General features: G+C 34.2%; 16 protein-coding genes. 13 read left to right on the top strand and 3 right to left on the bottom strand.

Going from position 1 to position 16,821, the window contains the following annotated elements; all coding sequences use genetic code 11:
* Positions 1–236: 236 nt before the first annotated feature.
* The 4 genes from IWX83_RS09480 (at position 237) to IWX83_RS09495 (ending at position 3,688) form a co-directional block, all read left to right on the top strand.
* Positions 237–983 carry an electron transfer flavoprotein subunit beta/FixA family protein gene (locus IWX83_RS09480; protein WP_196829269.1) on the top strand — a complete coding sequence of 249 codons (747 nt, stop codon included), beginning with the start codon at positions 237–239 and terminating at the stop codon, positions 981–983.
* Between the two features lie 73 nt (positions 984–1,056).
* Positions 1,057–2,022: an electron transfer flavoprotein subunit alpha/FixB family protein gene (locus tag IWX83_RS09485; protein ID WP_073352750.1), complete on the top strand. Its 966-nt coding sequence runs from the start codon at positions 1,057–1,059 to the stop codon at positions 2,020–2,022.
* A 146-nt stretch (positions 2,023–2,168) separates the two neighbouring features.
* A complete protein-coding gene (locus tag IWX83_RS09490; RefSeq protein WP_073352816.1) occupies positions 2,169–2,798 on the top strand; it encodes a bifunctional nuclease family protein in 630 nt (209 codons plus the stop codon).
* 65 nt (positions 2,799–2,863) lie between these two features.
* Complete coding sequence (locus tag IWX83_RS09495) at positions 2,864–3,688, top strand: thymidylate synthase (RefSeq protein WP_196829271.1); 825 nt, start codon at positions 2,864–2,866, stop codon at positions 3,686–3,688.
* Positions 3,689–3,773: 85 nt separating this feature from the next.
* On the opposite strand, the gene IWX83_RS09500 is transcribed toward IWX83_RS09495, so the two are convergent.
* Positions 3,774–4,010, bottom strand: coding sequence for an isoamylase early set domain-containing protein (locus IWX83_RS09500; RefSeq protein ID WP_196829272.1), 237 nt, complete (start codon positions 4,008–4,010; stop codon positions 3,774–3,776).
* A 237-nt stretch (positions 4,011–4,247) separates the two neighbouring features.
* Here IWX83_RS09500 and IWX83_RS09505 point away from each other — a divergent pair, with 237 nt between their 5' ends.
* The 4 genes from IWX83_RS09505 (at position 4,248) to IWX83_RS09520 (ending at position 7,127) form a co-directional block, all read left to right on the top strand.
* Positions 4,248–4,595 carry a 2TM domain-containing protein gene (locus IWX83_RS09505; protein ID WP_066083002.1) on the top strand — a complete coding sequence of 116 codons (348 nt, stop codon included), beginning with the start codon at positions 4,248–4,250 and terminating at the stop codon, positions 4,593–4,595.
* A complete protein-coding gene (locus IWX83_RS09510) occupies positions 4,592–5,074 on the top strand; it encodes a dihydrofolate reductase (protein WP_073352753.1) in 483 nt (160 codons plus the stop codon). The genes IWX83_RS09505 and IWX83_RS09510 overlap by 4 nt, the downstream gene beginning before the upstream one ends.
* Before the next feature lie 594 nt (positions 5,075–5,668).
* Positions 5,669–6,400, top strand: coding sequence for a bifunctional demethylmenaquinone methyltransferase/2-methoxy-6-polyprenyl-1,4-benzoquinol methylase UbiE (gene ubiE, locus IWX83_RS09515; RefSeq protein WP_073352754.1), 732 nt, complete (start codon positions 5,669–5,671; stop codon positions 6,398–6,400).
* Positions 6,401–6,422: 22 nt separating this feature from the next.
* Complete coding sequence (locus IWX83_RS09520; RefSeq protein ID WP_196829274.1) at positions 6,423–7,127, top strand: porin family protein; 705 nt, start codon at positions 6,423–6,425, stop codon at positions 7,125–7,127.
* 48 nt (positions 7,128–7,175) lie between these two features.
* Here the strand turns inward: IWX83_RS09520 and IWX83_RS09525 are convergent, their stop codons facing one another.
* Positions 7,176–7,901, bottom strand: coding sequence for an RNA methyltransferase (locus tag IWX83_RS09525; protein WP_196829276.1), 726 nt, complete (start codon positions 7,899–7,901; stop codon positions 7,176–7,178).
* 37 nt (positions 7,902–7,938) lie between these two features.
* On the opposite strand from IWX83_RS09525, the gene IWX83_RS09530 reads away from it, so the two are divergent.
* The 3 genes from IWX83_RS09530 (at position 7,939) to accD (ending at position 12,570) form a co-directional block, all read left to right on the top strand.
* Positions 7,939–10,506: a BamA/TamA family outer membrane protein gene (locus tag IWX83_RS09530; protein WP_196829278.1), complete on the top strand. Its 2,568-nt coding sequence runs from the start codon at positions 7,939–7,941 to the stop codon at positions 10,504–10,506.
* 61 nt (positions 10,507–10,567) lie between these two features.
* Entirely contained in the window at positions 10,568–11,635 is a 1,068-nt protein-coding gene (fbaA, locus tag IWX83_RS09535) for a class II fructose-bisphosphate aldolase (RefSeq protein WP_196829280.1), read from the top strand.
* A gap of 80 nt (positions 11,636–11,715) precedes the next feature.
* Complete coding sequence (gene accD, locus IWX83_RS09540; protein ID WP_196829282.1) at positions 11,716–12,570, top strand: acetyl-CoA carboxylase, carboxyltransferase subunit beta; 855 nt, start codon at positions 11,716–11,718, stop codon at positions 12,568–12,570.
* A gap of 120 nt (positions 12,571–12,690) precedes the next feature.
* On the opposite strand, the gene IWX83_RS09545 is transcribed toward accD, so the two are convergent.
* Entirely contained in the window at positions 12,691–13,941 is a 1,251-nt protein-coding gene (locus IWX83_RS09545) for an ABC transporter permease (RefSeq protein WP_196829284.1), read from the bottom strand.
* A 197-nt stretch (positions 13,942–14,138) separates the two neighbouring features.
* Here IWX83_RS09545 and purH point away from each other — a divergent pair, with 197 nt between their 5' ends.
* The gene (gene purH / locus IWX83_RS09550) at positions 14,139–15,665 is read left to right on the top strand and encodes a bifunctional phosphoribosylaminoimidazolecarboxamide formyltransferase/IMP cyclohydrolase (RefSeq protein WP_196829285.1); all 1,527 of its coding nucleotides are present in this window, start codon (positions 14,139–14,141) and stop codon (positions 15,663–15,665) included.
* A gap of 53 nt (positions 15,666–15,718) precedes the next feature.
* A complete protein-coding gene (locus IWX83_RS09555) occupies positions 15,719–16,747 on the top strand; it encodes a rod shape-determining protein (protein ID WP_066083017.1) in 1,029 nt (342 codons plus the stop codon).
* Positions 16,748–16,821 lie beyond the last annotated feature (74 nt).

Raw genomic sequence — 16,821 nt, forward strand, 5'->3', positions numbered from 1 at the left:
AACTCTGATAAACACTTAATAATGATGAAAAAATTAACAGCGTAATTAAAAATCGAAATTTAGAATAATACTCTTGTTTTATAGGGGTCAAAACAACTATCTTCTAAATATCAAATTTAAACTGTAATGCTACGAAAACGTAGTAGTTACCAAAAAATATTATGCATGCATAGTATATTATTCAAATTAATATTTTAAATTTGTAAAAGAAATTAAGAATACTAAAATATATACTTATGAAAATATTAGTTTGCATCAGTCACGTTCCTGATACTACTTCAAAAATTAACTTTGTCAATGGTGATTCTGAATTTGATACCACTGGCGTACAATACGTAATTAACCCAAATGATGAATTTGGATTGACACGTGCGATTTGGTTTCAAGAACAACAAGGCGCAACGGTAACTGTTGTGAATGTTGGAGGACCAGAAACCGAACCTACTTTAAGAAAAGCATTAGCTATAGGTGCTAACGAAGCCATTCGTGTGAACGCAACGCCTACTGATGGATTTTTCGTTGCCAAACAACTTGCTGAAGTCATTAAAAACGGAGGTTACGATGTAATTATAGCTGGAAAAGAATCTCTAGACTATAATGGCGGAATGGTTCCTGGAATGATAGCCGGAATCTTAGGATACAATTTCCTTAATTCTTGTACGAGTCTAACTGTTGATGGAACAAATGTAAAAGCAGTTCGTGAAATTGACGGTGGAAAAGAAACTGTTGCCACTACTTTACCATTAATTATTGGTGGACAAAAAGGATTGGTAGAAGAAAAAGACTTGCGAATTCCAAATATGAGAGGAATTATGACGGCAAGATCTAAAGTCCTGACCATTCTAGAGCCAGTAGACGCTGATGTAAATACAAAAGCAGTCAAATTTGAAAAACCAACTCCTAAAACAGCTGTAAAATTAATTTCAGCTGATAATTTAGATGAATTGATCAATTTATTACATAACGAAGCGAAAGTAATTTAGTAACTTGTTTAGAATATTCAGTGTTGAGAGACGAACTTTAAACCTGAAATTTTAAACTTTAAACAAATACATCATGTCAATATTAATATACGCGGAATACGCAGAAGGAAAATTCAAGAAAGTAGCATTCGAACTAGCTTCTTATGCGAAAAAAGTAGCTGAAACGTTAGGAACAACGGTTACTGCTGTAACGGTAAATGCAGGAGATGTTTCGGAATTATCAAAATATGGAGTAGACAAAGTTTTAAAAGTAAACAACGATAAATTATCAGGATTTACAGCAAAAGCTTACGCTGATGTCATCAAACAAGCCGCAGAAAAAGAAAACGTAAAATTAGTTTTGCTTTCATCTACAACGGATAGTATTTACCTTTCGTCACTTGTTTCAGTAGCTTTAGAAGCTGGATATGCATCAAATGTGGTTGGATTACCACTTTCAACTGCTCCTTTTCAGGTAAAAAGAACGGCGTTCTCCAACAAAGCATTCAATATTACTGAAATCGCAACAGAAGTAAAAGTACTTGGACTTGCTAAAAACTCTTATGGAATTTTTGAAACACCTTCAACATTAACGGAGGAGGATTTTAACCCAACCATTGGAGATAATGATTTTGGTGTAAAAGTAGAATCGGTTGAAAAAGTTTCAGGAAAAGTTTCCATAGCTGATGCTGATATTGTAGTTTCGGCTGGTCGTGGATTAAAAGGTCCAGAAAATTGGGGAATGGTAGAGGAATTAGCTACAGTTCTTGGAGCTGCAACGGCTTGTTCAAAACCAGTTTCTGATTTAGGATGGAGACCTCACGGAGAACACGTAGGACAAACTGGGAAACCGGTAGCGACAAACCTTTATATTGCAATTGGAATTTCTGGAGCAATACAACACATTGCAGGAATCAACTCCTCTAAAGTAAAAGTGGTTATCAACAGCGATCCAGAAGCACCATTTTTCAAAGTGGCTGACTACGGAATTGTAGGAGATGCGTTTGAAATTGTTCCACAATTAATTGAAAAATTCAAAGCTTTCAAAGCTCAGAATTAATAAGGAAAATAAATCATTACATTATTTAAAATGCTACTTAAATCAAGATATTTGTATCTTTGCTTTTAAGTAGCATTTTTTTTACTCAAAATGCCACTTACTTTTTATTAAAAAAAAGTACGTTGTACTTTTCCATCAAAACAATTATGAGCTTAGTCAAATTATCTATAAAAGGAATTTCATACAGTCAAACTCAAAACGGAGCCTACGCTTTGATTTTGAATGAGGTTGATGGTGAAAGAAAATTACCCATTGTCATTGGTGCTTTTGAAGCTCAATCCATCGCCATTGCCTTGGAAAAAGAAATAAAACCACCACGTCCTTTGACTCATGATTTGTTCAAAAACTTCGCAGAACGTTTTGATATCATAGTCAAACAAGTCATTATTCATAAATTAGTAGACGGTGTTTTCTATTCCAGTATCATTTGCGAAAGAGATAAAATTGAAGAGATTATTGATGCTAGAACTTCCGATGCTATTGCGCTCGCGTTGCGCTTCAATGCTCCCATTTTTACGTACAAAAACATCTTGGACAAAGCCGGGATTTATTTAAAAGCAAATCCTTTAGACCCTAATAAAGACTCGCAAGAAATTGACGATGTACTTTCTAATCCGGACACTTTTGGACGAGAAGAAGAAAGCAATCAGTCTGGAGAAACCTATTCGAAACACAGTTTACAGGAATTGAATGAATTACTGGATCAGGCCGTTTCCCATGAAGATTATGAGAAAGCCGCTAAGATTAGAGATGAAATTTCGAAGAGAGAATCGTAAATCGTTACTACGGTTATTAGTCAATTTAATTGTAAATAATTAAAAAATCACCGAATCCACCAAAAATGAAGCAATATTTAGATTTAGTGCAACACGTTATGGAAAACGGTTGCCAAAAAGGAGATCGTACCGGAACGGGAACAAAAAGTGTCTTTGGATACCAAATGCGTTTTGATTTGAACGAAGGTTTTCCAATGGTTACCACAAAAAAATTGCACTTAAAATCTATTATTTATGAATTGCTTTGGTTTTTAAAAGGCGATACCAATATTAAATACCTTCAAGAAAACAGCGTTAAAATTTGGGATGCTTGGGCTGATGCCAATGGCGAATTAGGACCTGTTTATGGTCACCAATGGCGCAACTGGAATAGTGAAGAAATTGACCAAATCACGGATTTAATTAATGAACTAAAAACCAACCCTAACAGTCGCAGAATGTTGGTTTCGGCATGGAATCCTTCGGTTCTTCCGGACACTACAAAATCATTTAATGAGAATGTAGCTAACAATAAAGCCGCTTTGCCTCCTTGTCACGCCTTCTTTCAGTTTTATGTGTCGGACGGTAAATTATCCTGTCAATTGTACCAGAGAAGTGCTGATATTTTCTTAGGCGTTCCTTTTAATATTGCTTCGTACGCATTACTCACGATGATGATTGCACAGGTTTGTGACTTACAGCCCGGCGAATTCATTCACACTTTTGGTGACGCACACATTTACAACAATCATTTTGAACAACTTGAATTGCAATTGTCCCGTGAACCAAAACCGTTGCCAAAAATGATTTTGAATCCCAATATAAAAGACATCTTCGCCTTTGATTATGAAGACTTCACACTAGAAGGTTATGACCCACATCCTCCAATAAAAGGCAGTGTTGCAGTATAATATAACAAATAAAACGGTGTTTTAGTTAAACTACTAAAACACCGTTTTCATTTCCTGCAAACGCATTCCATTTAAAAGAATCGGCTTAAGGCTCATTAACAAAGGCACCATCAATTAGGTATTTAAATTCATAAGCAGCATCTTTATCTAAATCAAAAACTCCTTTAAAAGTTCCGTTTTTTAATTTACTAAGAACACCTTCAGTTTCATTCCAATTGTTGAAATCGCCAATAACGGAAGCTTGATTTGCCCCTTCTGCTTTTACTGAAAAAGTAACTTTACAAACGGGCTTTGTTTTTACAAATTGTTTTTTAATTGACATAACTCTTTCATTTATAGGTTTCTGAAACAAAGTAAATGAAACATATTGAAGTTACAATAGCCTTCAAGAAGATTTAATGGAATACCTTAAACTATGTTAATTTATAAATAATTTGAGAATTTAAAGGGATTTAAATTACAATTCAAAAATCAGAAAACGTTTTCTCACAAAATAATACAGAGCCAAAATAGCGACTTTCCAAAATAAATTTTATCTTTATAAACTAAAATAAGATCGATGGAAAAAGAAGTACACGAACAATATGAATATGCTAGGAGAAGAATAAAACAAAAAAAACGACTGTATTTTCATTTTGTCGTTTTCGTTTTAGGAAGTTTATTGCTATTTCTTGGACACAACTTTCTGAACAGCACCGTAGTTTCTGATTGGTATCTTTGGATAATTACATTCTGGTTGTTCTTGTTTATACTGCATTTCATCAAAATTTTCATCACCGATCGATTTATGAATAAAGACTGGGAAAGAGAACAAATAGATCGCCTTGTCGCTTTACAGAAAAAGAAAGTAGAACAATTACAGATTCAGATCGAAAACGACGAACCTAATAATAGTACAAAACTATGATTATAATGATTGCGGCAGCTGCCGAGAATAACGCATTAGGAAAAGATAATAAAATAGTCTGGCACCTGCCAAACGATTATAAAAGATTTAGACAACTCACATCCGGCCATTATATCATAATGGGACGCAGGACGTTTGAAAGCCTCCAAAAACCATTACCAGACCGAACGCATATTATTATCACAAGGCAAAAAGACTATCAAGCCCCAGGCTGCATAGTTGTTGATAGTATTGAAAAAGCACTGAGCGCCTGCCCTCAAGACCAAGATTCATTTATTATAGGAGGTGGCGAAATTTACACGATAGGACTTCCTTATGCTGATAAAATAGAACTTACAAGAGTCCATGCAAGTTTTGAAGCTGATGCTTTTTTTCCTGAAATTATTGATGCAGAATGGAAACTTGAAGCCTCCGAGTTTAATAAAAAAGACGAAAAGCATAAGTATGAATATACCTACCTCACTTTCATTAGAAAATAAAATAAAAAAACATCCTTTTTACGGGATGTTTTTTTTTAACCATTGATTTAAAGAAATGACCTAGTCTTGGAAGAGTATTTGATAACATAAAATAAAAATTACAAACACTAATAATGCTCCAGAGATGGAGATTATAATATTTGATGTTTTTTGAGAATACATCTCAAAAAAGCCTTTAATACCAAATACCACGAAAGTACTAAAGACGAAAAAAATTAAAATTTCCAAAAACAAATTTAATCCTAAGAACGTATGTTGCGCTTTAAATACAATACTGCTTTGTAAAACAGTACTTTCAAAACAGCTTACAAGAACAAATGAGATAAGTAGCGCTAAAAATATCCATTTGATTTGGCTCATCGACTCTTTTTTAATCATATAATATGGTTACTTTCTTAAACACCAAAATTGATTAATAAAAACTAGAGTTACAATACCCACTTTTAGTGATATTTCGATAAAAACCATTTTTTTTAATTTGCCAACTAAAGCTCCATAAAACCTGAAAAAAGAGTAAAAAAAAACTTGATTCTAATTTTTGAAACTCATTTTAAGTTCATCAAGTTTATCCTATATTTGTACAAACTAAAAAAGATGTCCGAAAAGATAACTCCCTATAAAGATTCTGCCTTAGGCAAAAAAGAACAAGTTGCTCAAATGTTTGACACTATTTCTGGAAATTATGACAATTTAAATCGTGTCATCTCTTTTGGAATAGACCTAAAATGGAGAAAAAAAGTATTGCAAATGGTCTCTAAATCCAATCCAAAAATAATTTTGGATATTGCAACCGGAACGGGAGATTTAGCCATTTTAATGGCGCAAACTAAAGCCGAAAGAATAATTGGTTTAGATATTTCTGCTGGAATGCTGGACGTAGGCAGGAAAAAAATTGATCAAAAAAAGCTATCGTCTACTATTGAAATGGTTCTTGGCGACTCCGAAAACATGTCTTTTGAAGACAACTACTTTGATGCCATCACAGTTGCTTTTGGTGTTCGTAATTTTGAGACATTAGAGAAAGGATTAGCCGAGATCTTAAGGGTGTTAAAACCAAATGGTGTTTTTGTGATTCTAGAAACTTCAGTACCCGATAAAACTCCTTACAAACAGGGCTACAAATTTTATAGCAAAAACATTTTACCTATAATTGGAAAATTATTTTCTAAGGATGACGTTGCTTACGGATATTTATCAGAATCTGCGGCGGCTTTTCCTTATGGCGAGGCTTTAAACAATATTTTAAGAAAAATTGGGTTTATAGATGTTGTGGCGTTACCTCAAACTTTTGGCGTAGCTACTATTTATTCCGCTACAAAAAAATAATACTGAAGATTTTAGCATAAACATGAGAAAAATATTTGCCTTACTCTTTTTTGCCTGTATTCTAAATGGATATGCTCAAAGGTCTAAAAACATCTTTAGTAGATATCCAATTATTAATTTGGAGAATTTTCAAAAAAAAAGAGTGTATTATGGTTTTTACTTGGGATTCAATTCTTATGATTTTAAGATTGATTATAAAACAGAATCGCCTGATATTTTGGTCACAAAAACAACCGGTTTCAATGTAGGAATTATAGGTGATTTAAAATTACAGGAATACATTAACTTGCGATTTGAACCTGGACTGTACTATACCAAAAGGGATTTAAATTATCCGAATTTTGCCAATAGTGGAGATGCGTTAAGAGAGGTTAACAGCACGTACATCCATTTCCCCTTATTATTGAAACTCTCCTCGCTTAGAACTGGAAATATCCGTCCTTACGCATTGGGAGGATTGTCTGCTACTTTAAATTTATCCAGCAATGCAAAAATAATGGATGATAATTTGCAGCAACGTTTTCGTGTAAAATCATGGACAACTAACTACGAGTTGGGTTTTGGAATTGATCTTTTCTCAGAGTACTTTATATTTTCACCTTCAATAAAAGGTGTTTTTGGTATCAGTGATGAATTAATTCGCGACAACGACCCTAACAGCCCATGGACAGGAAACATCGAGTCACTAAAAACTAGAGCAGTATTTATCAACTTTTCTTTCCACTAGAAAGTCAATTCTAGTAGATTAGCAAAGCATTCGTTTCAACGAAATCAACTAAGCGCGACGAAATTCACTTAGGACAATGGCCGTTGCGGTTGCTACATTCAAACTTTCTGTTTTTTGAAGATCCCCAAAACGAGGTATGGTAAGGCGATTTTGAACCAATTTTTCAAGTGAAGCAGAAATTCCATTGGCTTCATTACCCATAATTATGATTCCTTGCTCTGGCAAGACCGACTGATAAATATTGGTTCCATCCATAAAAGTTCCAAAAATTGGCATTGTTGTCTGCGTCAAAAAAACATCCAAATTAATATAATTCACATTGACTCTAGCGATAGAGCCCATAGTGGCCTGAACCACTTTTGGATTAAATAAGTCTACTGTTTCGTTTGAACATAAAACCTGCTGAATACCAAACCAGTCACACAAGCGTAATATGGTTCCTAAATTTCCAGGATCCCTAATCGAGTCAAGCGCTACGATTAAACCAGTTTGCACTATTGGTTTTTCCAAAGGAATTTTAAAAAGAGCCAAACACGAATTAGGTGTTGCCAACGCACTTATTTTTCTCAAATCATTTTCAGTAATAATCGTTTTTTTTTCGTTGAATACTTGGTCAAAATCATTTTGTGTAGTATACAAATGTTCCAACTCAAAATTAGAATCCAAAAGCTCCTGAATTCCTTTTACACCTTCGGCAAAAAATAATTTATTGGCAATTCTATATTTTTTTTGCTGCAAACTCGTTATAAGCTTTATTTGGTTTTTACTAACCATAAAATAATGTACTTTTGAATTAAATATTTTAGAACACTTGAAAAAAATTTATACAAAAATAACTGCATTTATCGTAATTGCAATACTTATTTGTGCATGTAACGCTGTAAAAAGAGTTCCGAAAGGAAAACTACTGCTTACAAAAAACGAAATTACAGTAAATGGCAAAGTAATTAAAGATGAAAATGTTTTTAATCAACTGTACCAGAAACCTAATAGCACTTTACTGGGATATCGCTTGCGTTTAAATCTTTATAATCTTGCCAACCTGAATCCTGATTCAACCTATCAAGCTAAGTTTACAAATAATCCTGAAAAATATAAAAGGAAATCAAAATGGTTGTCAGAGAAGCAGGTCAACCGCTTAGGCAAATCATTCTGGTACCACGGAATTCACGATTTTTTGAGAAGAACTGGCGAACCCCCAATTATTATAGACAAGGAAAGAGCAGACAAATCAATACTCCGTTTGAAATACTACTATTTCAACAATGGTTTTTTTAATGTACAAGCTGCATACGCAATAGATACTTTGAAGCTTAAAAAGGCGAAGATCAAATATGCCATAACGTCCGGAAATGCTTTTTTTATAGATTCCTTAAGAGCCACTATTGCAACCCCGGTTTTAGATTCTTTGTATCAAATAAATAAATTTAACACCTTTGTAAAATCAGGCAAACAATATAAAACAGAAGATTTTGACAACGAAAAAAATCGCATCACCACAAATTTCAGAAATAATGGCGTTTACAACTTTCAGCCAAATTATGTAACTTTTGATATTGATACTATAAAAAAAGTGAATCAGGCAAATATCACTTTGATGATCGCTAATTACTCTTATCAAGACGGTGATTCTACTAAAACAGCTCCTTTTAAAATATACAAAATAAGCGATGTAAATATATACACTGATTATTCTCCAAGCTTAAACACCTTGAATATTAAAGATAGCACCACTTATAAAAACTTTAATTTGTACAGTCAGGAAAAGTTAAAATACAAACCAAAAGCTATTACTAATGCTATTTTTATCACCAAGGGTGGATTGTACGCAGACAATAAAACCGTTTTAACAACGCGCTATTTGAATAATCTTAAAATTTTCAATTATCCGTCGATACAATACGAAGTTGACAAAAGAGACACCACCGCGCAGTCATTAATTGCCAAAGTATATTTGACTCCAAGAAAAAAATACAGTTTTGGAACTACGCTGGACGTAACACATTCTAACATTCAGGATTTTGGTGTTGGACTAAGTGTATCGGAGACGATCCGCAATGTATTTAATGGCGCTGAAACTTTAGAAATTGCAGCGCGTGGTAACATTGGTGCTTCGAAAGATTTGGCAAATCCAAAAAATAACTTCTTCAATGTTTCAGAATATGGTTTGGATTTAAAACTAAATATTCCAAGAATTTTTATGCCGTTTAATACCGATAAAATCATTGCTAAGAGTATGATTCCCTCGACTTTGATAACCGTTGGTTTTGCAAAACAAAGAAATATAGGATTAGACAAAGAGAATTTTACAGGAGCACTTTCCTATAATTGGACTCCAAAAATAAATCATACAGCACGATTTGATCTTTTTAATACTCAGTTTGTACGAAATTTAAATCCGACAAATTATTTTAATGTTTACGGCTCTTCATATAATGCTTTGAATGAAATAAGCAAAGCATACAATACAAATACTGCTTATTACAACAATGCCATCGATAAAGATTTACTAATTGAGCAAGGTACACGCGGTTTTACAAATGATGTTCTTTCAGGTAATGCAACTTTTCTAAAACCATTAGAAGCTGCTGATGTCGAGTCCGTAAAAAGTATTGAAGAACGAAGACTGCGACTTACAGAAAATGACTTCATTCTAGCTACTAGTTTTACTTTTTCAAAAACAACCAAAAAAGATTTAACAGACAATACTTTTTATCTTTTCAAAACCAAAATAGAATCTGCAGGAACCATTTTATCTGCTTTTGCAAAAACCACAAATCAAAAGAAAAACGTTAATGGCAATTATGAAATATTCAATTTAGAATATTCAGAATATGTAAAAACAGAATTTGACTACATTAAGCATTGGGATTTATCGAAAGAAAAAATTCTAGCCTTCAGATCCTTTTTTGGAATTGCTATTCCGTTTGGAAATTCTAATTATATTCCGTTCTCCAGAAGTTACTTCTCCGGGGGATCTAATGACAATCGCGCATGGCAACCCTACGGTTTAGGCCCAGGCAGCAGCGGTGCTTTGGATGATTTTAATGAAGCGAATATGAAGATAGCTATTAGTGGAGAGTTTCGCTTTAAACTTTTAGGAAATTTAAAAGGGGCTATTTTTGCTGATGCTGGAAACATCTGGAACGTGTTGGATAATGTAGTAGATGAGAAGTCCACCTTTACGAGCTTCAGTGACTTGAAAGATATGGCATTGGGAACCGGATTTGGAATTCGGTATGATTTGAGCTTTTTTGTAATTCGCTTTGATTTAGGATTTAAAACGTACAATCCAGCTAATGAAACCAACAAAAGATGGTTTAGAGAATACAACTTTTCGAACTCCGTTTTAAATTTTGGAATAAATTATCCATTCTAATGCTAATTAATTCTTATTTTTGCAAAACTAAAAACTAAAAAAAATAACTAAAAAAAGTACAATGGCACACAACATAAAACCAGGCGTAGCTACAGGAGATCAGGTTCAAGAAATTTTTAATTATGCTAAAGAGAAAGGATTTGCGCTTCCGGCGGTAAACGTTACGGGATCAAATACTATCAATGGAGTTCTTGAAACTGCAGCAAAATTAAACGCGCCAGTGATCATTCAATTTTCTAATGGAGGAGCACAATTTAACGCTGGAAAAGGTCTTTCGAATGCAGGTGAAAAAGCAGCAATCGCTGGTGGAATTGCTGGAGCATTGCACATTCATACTTTGGCGGAAGCATACGGAGCAACCGTAATCTTGCATACTGACCATTGTGCAAAAAAATTATTACCGTGGATTGACGGATTATTAGATGCATCAGAAGCACACTTTGCTAAGACTGGAAAGCCGCTTTATTCTTCTCACATGATTGATTTATCTGAGGAGCCAATTGAAGAAAACATCGAAATCTGTAAAGGATATTTAGCTCGAATGAGCAAGATGGGAATGACACTGGAAATTGAACTTGGTATCACTGGTGGTGAGGAAGATGGCGTTGACAATTCTGATGTTGACAGTTCAAAATTATACACACAACCAGAAGAAGTTGCTTATGCATACGAAGAACTTTCTAAAATAAGCCCACGATTTACAATTGCTGCTGCTTTTGGAAACGTACACGGCGTTTACAAACCTGGGAATGTGAAATTGACTCCAAAAATATTGAAGAATTCTCAAGATTTTGTACAAAACAAATTCAATACAGGACCTAATCCAGTAGATTTTGTTTTCCATGGTGGTTCTGGTTCTACTTTAGAAGAAATCAGAGAAGGAATTAGTTATGGTGTCATAAAAATGAACATCGATACTGATTTACAATTTGCATTCACGGAAGGTATTCGTAACTATATGGTAAAAAATATTGACTATTTGAAGACTCAAATTGGAAATCCAGAAGGTGCTGATGCTCCAAACAAAAAACATTACGATCCGAGAAAATGGTTACGTGAAAGCGAAATCACTTTCAATACAAGACTGGAGCAAGCTTTTGCTGACTTGAACAACGTGAATACACTTTAAGTTATAAATTTTGAGTTATGAGTTATGGATTATAGCTTATAACTCATAACTCATAACTTATAACTTATAATTACAAAAATATGGCTTGGTTTAAAAGAAAAGAAAAAGGGATTACCACTGCTACCGAAGACAAAATGGACATTCCAAAAGGACTTTGGTACAAATCACCTACTGGAAAAATTATTGATGCCGACGAACTCGCGCGTAACTTATTTGTAAGTCCTGAAGATGGTTTTCACGTTAGAATAGGAAGTGCCGAATATTTCCAAATTTTATTTGACAATAATGAATTTGTTGAATTGGATAAAAACATGACTTCTAAAGATCCGTTGCATTTTGTCGACACCAAGAAATATGCAGATCGCCTAAAAGATGTTATGGAGAAGACCAAACTGAAGGATGCCGTGCGCACTGGAGTTGGAAAATCAAAAGGAAAAGACGTAGTGATTTGCTGCATGGATTTTGCTTTCATTGGTGGATCTATGGGTGCTGTTGTAGGAGAAAAAATTGCACGTGGAATTGATCATGCTATTACAAATAAGTTGCCCTTTATAATGATTTCTAAATCAGGAGGAGCTCGAATGATGGAAGCAGCATACTCGTTGATGCAATTAGCTAAAACATCTGTAAAACTGGCTCAACTTGCTGAAGCTAAACTTCCTTATATTTCACTTTGTACGGACCCAACCACAGGAGGAACTACTGCTTCCTATGCAATGTTAGGAGACATTAACATCTCTGAACCAGGCGCATTAATAGGATTTGCAGGACCAAGAGTAGTACGAGACACCACCGGTAAGGATTTACCAGAAGGTTTCCAGACTGCTGAGTTCTTACTTGAACATGGTTTCTTAGACTTTATAACACCAAGAAAAGAATTGAAAGATAAGATTAACTTATACATCGACTTGATTCAAAACAACGTTATTCGATAAATGAAAATCCCGAGCAATCGGGATTTTTTGGTTAAAACAAATAGGCTATAAATTAAAACGGCTTTCAAATAAATTTGAAAGCCGTTTTTATATACCTTTTAGAAAGTACTATTTCTAAATTTACATCCCAGTTCTAATTGCTTCGACAGGATCCAATTTAGACGCTGCAATGGCAGGAAGAATTCCAGAGATCAATCCAATTATTGCGGCTAATCCAGTTCCTAATATAATATTTCCCATCCCTAAAACGAATTCGAAATCTAATACTTTTGTTAAAATAACAGAGATAATCCAAACCAACAAAAGGCCAATTACGCCCCCAATCACGGACAGGATTACTGCTTCAAATAAAAATTGAAACATAATAAATCGATTTTTAGCTCCTAATGATTTTTGGATCCCAATTAAATTGGTTCGTTCTTTTACAGAAACAAACATAATATTAGCAATCCCAAAACCACCCACAAGTAATGAAAAACCGCTAATAATCCATCCTACAAGGTTCATTTGCCCCAAAATACCATCAATAAGATCGGTAAAACCGGAGAACACATTAATAAAAAAATTGTCTATCTCCCCTGCTTTCAAACCTCTAAAGCTTCTTAATTTTTGAGATATCTCCCCTTTATAAGCTTCCATATCAACTCCTTTTTCTGGCTTGAAAATAATGACATTGGTTAAAGATGTATTATTATCCCCGTACAATTGTCGGACAAAATTGACCGGAATATAAGCGGACGTATCATTACTATCTCCAAATAAACCAGAGCCTTCTTTTTTGAGAACCCCTATCACTGTGAAACGTTTTCCATACAAACGTACATTTTTCCCAATGGGCTCGGCATCTTCAAACAAGGATTTTGCAATTTCATTCCCTAAAACAATGACCGTAGCTCCCGAATTAGCTTCGGATTCATTGTAAAAACGCCCTTTTTCGAATTCAAGACCCTGAATGTCTATAAATTCATGAGAAACCGGAACAATATTAATCGCACTTACCGTTTTTGAATCATATTTAATAGACTCTCTCCTAGTAAATATTTGATAGGCCATTTGATCTGTATTAGTCATACTCCCTTTCATATAGGTATATTCATCATACTTAACATTAGGAAATTGCTCTCTTTTCCATTGTGGAATTTCAGAAGGACCAAAAGAAAACTTGATTAAATAAATGGTGTTTTTATCCAAACCGCTCAAATCTTTGGAGATTTTTCTATCTAATGAATCTACCGCAGCAAGTACTGCTATAATCGAAAAAATTCCTATTGTAACTCCTAACAAAGAAAGCAAGGTTCTTAACTTGTTATTTGTCAATGCATTCATTGCAAAACCAAAACTCTCTTTTAATAATCGAAGGTAAACTAGCATACAATCTGTTTTGTGTTAAAGTAAAATTCAATAAATATTAATCAAAAACCTAATGAAAAAGCGTTTCCTTACCGTGCTGCACTGTTATTTTAATCGCGCTAATGAAATAGCTACAAAAATTATAATTATCTCAATTTCAAATGGCTTAATTTTGACATTAAAAAACTATTTTTGCATTTTATAACTATAACTACATAATGAGCACAACTAAAACAATTCAATCGGCCTTAATCTCTGTTTTTTCAAAAGAGGGATTAGAACCTATAGTAAGACAACTAAACAGTCAAAATGTTACACTTTATTCTACCGGTGGAACAGAAGATTTTATAAAAAACCTTGGGATTCCAGTAATCCCAGTAGAAGATGTGACTTCCTACCCTTCGATTCTAGGTGGTAGAGTCAAGACCTTGCATCCGAAAGTTTTTGGAGGAATATTAAATCGCCAAGATAATGAAAGTGATGTTCAGCAAATGCAAGAGTTTAACATTCCCCAAATTGACTTGGTTATCGTTGACTTATATCCTTTTGAAAAAACGGTTGCTTCAGGAGCAACTGAAGCAGATATCATTGAAAAAATTGATATTGGTGGTATTTCGTTAATTCGTGCTGCTGCAAAAAATTTCAAAGACACTGTCATCGTAGCGTCAGTAGATCAATATAGTTTACTACTAGATATGATTACGGAGCAAAATGGCGCAACGACATTGGAAGACAGAAAACTATTGGCGACAAAAGCATTTCATGTTTCTTCTCATTATGATACCGCTATTTTTAATTACTTCAACACAGACGACACCATTTATAAAGAAAGCATCGAAAATGGCCAAATTTTAAGATATGGAGAAAATCCCCACCAAAAAGGATTTTTCTTTGGTGATTTTGAAGCTATGTTCAAGAAATTACACGGGAAAGAACTGTCCTACAACAATTTATTAGATGTAGATGCTGCAGTAAATTTGATCAATGAATTTAAAAATGACGGCCCTACTTTTGCCATATTAAAACACAATAATGCTTGTGGATTAGCGTCAAGAACTACCATTAATGAAGCATATCTAGCCGCATTGGCTTGTGATCCAACTTCAGCTTTTGGAGGTGTTTTGATTTCCAATACTAAAATTGATGTAGCAACTGCTACTGAAATAAACAAACTGTTTTGTGAAGTTGTAATTGCTCTAGAATATGATGCTGAAGCTACCGCAATTTTACAAGAAAAGAAAAACCGAATTATATTAGTACAAAATGAGGTTGCATTGCCTAAAAAACAAGTACGAACGTGCTTAAACGGAATCTTAATTCAGGAAAGAAATAACATTACTGACAATAAAGAAGCACTAAAAACCGTTACTACAACTGCGCCTACTGAACAAGAAATTCAAGATTTAATATTTGCTTCTAAAATTTGCAAAAACACAAAATCCAATACGATTGTTTTTGCAAAAGACGGCACACTTATTGCTTCAGGCACTGGACAAACCTCTAGAGTTGACGCCTTGCTTCAGGCTATTGAAAAAGCTAAAAGTTTTGGATTTGACTTGCACGGAGCGTCGATGGCCAGCGATGCCTTTTTCCCTTTTCCAGACTGTGTGGAAATAGCGCATAAAGCTGGAATAACTGCTGTAATTCAGCCAGGAGGCTCGATAAAAGATGAATTCAGCATTAATTATTGCAACGAAAATAAAGTTGCAATGGTATTTACTGGAACTCGTCATTTTAAACATTAATTTGTTTAACTTTGTCCGTCACAAATTTATAACTTTTAACCCTTAAAAAACTTATGGGATTTTTTGATTTCATGACCGAGGATATTGCGATAGACCTTGGTACCGCTAATACTTTAATCATACATAATGATAAAGTTGTAATTGACAGCCCATCTATAGTTGCTAGAGATAGAGTATCTGGCAAAATCATTGCTGTAGGTAAAGAAGCAAGTATGATGCAGGGTAAAACACATGAAAATATTAAGACGATTAGACCCTTAAAAGATGGTGTAATTGCTGATTTTGATGCTTCTGAAAAAATGATAAGCTTGTTTATAAAAAGCATACCCGCTTTAAAGAAAAGAATGTTTACACCCGCATTGCGAATGGTTGTTTGTATTCCTTCTGGTATTACTGAAGTGGAGATGAGAGCCGTAAAAGAGTCTTGCGAAAGAGTTAATGGCAAAGAAGTATATTTGATCCACGAACCTATGGCAGCTGCTATTGGTATTGGGATTGATATTATGCAGCCAAAGGGAAATATGATTGTTGATATTGGCGGTGGAACAACTGAAATTGCCGTAATCGCTTTAGGTGGAATTGTTTGCGACAAATCAGTTAAAATCGCTGGTGATGTCTTTACAAATGACATTGTATATTATATGCGTACCCAACATAATCTTTTTGTAGGAGAGACTACGGCCGAAAAAATAAAAATCCAAATTGGTGCTGCAATAGAGGATTTAGAAACTCCTCCTGAAGACATGTCGGTTCAAGGTAGAGATTTGCTTACTGGTAAACCAAAACAAGTTGAAGTTTCATATAGAGAAATTGCTAAAGCGTTAGACAAATCGATACAACGTATTGAAGATGCCGTAATGGAAACCTTATCTCAAACACCTCCAGAATTAGCTGCAGACATTTACAACACAGGTATTTACCTTGCTGGTGGAGGATCTATGTTGAGAGGATTGGACAAAAGAATTTCTCAAAAGACAGACTTACCGGTTTACATAGCAGAAGATCCATTAAGAGCCGTTGTTAGAGGAACTGGTATGGCCCTTAAAAACATCGTGAAATTCAAAAGTATCCTGATAAAATAAGAAAAACTAAATTCTAAATTCCACTCTATAGTTCAGAAAATTGGACTGCTGGGATTTAGAATTTAACTTTTGAT

Source organism: Flavobacterium sp. CG_9.1 (assembly GCF_015751645.1).
Lineage (GTDB): Bacteria > Bacteroidota > Bacteroidia > Flavobacteriales > Flavobacteriaceae > Flavobacterium > Flavobacterium xanthum.

Bases quoted from the DNA above. Each gene is read 5' to 3' on its own strand.
- IWX83_RS09480 (WP_196829269.1), top strand. From the start codon at position 237: ATGAAAATATTAGTTTGCATCAGTCACGTTCCTGATACTACTTCAAAA.
- IWX83_RS09485 (WP_073352750.1), top strand. From the start codon at position 1,057: ATGTCAATATTAATATACGCGGAATACGCAGAAGGAAAATTCAAGAAA.
- IWX83_RS09490 (WP_073352816.1), top strand. From the start codon at position 2,169: ATGAGCTTAGTCAAATTATCTATAAAAGGAATTTCATACAGTCAAACT.
- IWX83_RS09495 (WP_196829271.1), top strand. From the start codon at position 2,864: ATGAAGCAATATTTAGATTTAGTGCAACACGTTATGGAAAACGGTTGC.
- IWX83_RS09500 (WP_196829272.1), bottom strand. From the start codon at position 4,010: ATGTCAATTAAAAAACAATTTGTAAAAACAAAGCCCGTTTGTAAAGTT.
- IWX83_RS09505 (WP_066083002.1), top strand. From the start codon at position 4,248: ATGGAAAAAGAAGTACACGAACAATATGAATATGCTAGGAGAAGAATA.
- IWX83_RS09510 (WP_073352753.1), top strand. From the start codon at position 4,592: ATGATTATAATGATTGCGGCAGCTGCCGAGAATAACGCATTAGGAAAA.
- ubiE (WP_073352754.1), top strand. From the start codon at position 5,669: ATGTCCGAAAAGATAACTCCCTATAAAGATTCTGCCTTAGGCAAAAAA.
- IWX83_RS09520 (WP_196829274.1), top strand. From the start codon at position 6,423: ATGAGAAAAATATTTGCCTTACTCTTTTTTGCCTGTATTCTAAATGGA.
- IWX83_RS09525 (WP_196829276.1), bottom strand. From the start codon at position 7,901: ATGGTTAGTAAAAACCAAATAAAGCTTATAACGAGTTTGCAGCAAAAA.
- fbaA (WP_196829280.1), top strand. From the start codon at position 10,568: ATGGCACACAACATAAAACCAGGCGTAGCTACAGGAGATCAGGTTCAA.
- accD (WP_196829282.1), top strand. From the start codon at position 11,716: ATGGCTTGGTTTAAAAGAAAAGAAAAAGGGATTACCACTGCTACCGAA.
- IWX83_RS09545 (WP_196829284.1), bottom strand. From the start codon at position 13,941: ATGCTAGTTTACCTTCGATTATTAAAAGAGAGTTTTGGTTTTGCAATG.
- purH (WP_196829285.1), top strand. From the start codon at position 14,139: ATGAGCACAACTAAAACAATTCAATCGGCCTTAATCTCTGTTTTTTCA.
- IWX83_RS09555 (WP_066083017.1), top strand. From the start codon at position 15,719: ATGGGATTTTTTGATTTCATGACCGAGGATATTGCGATAGACCTTGGT.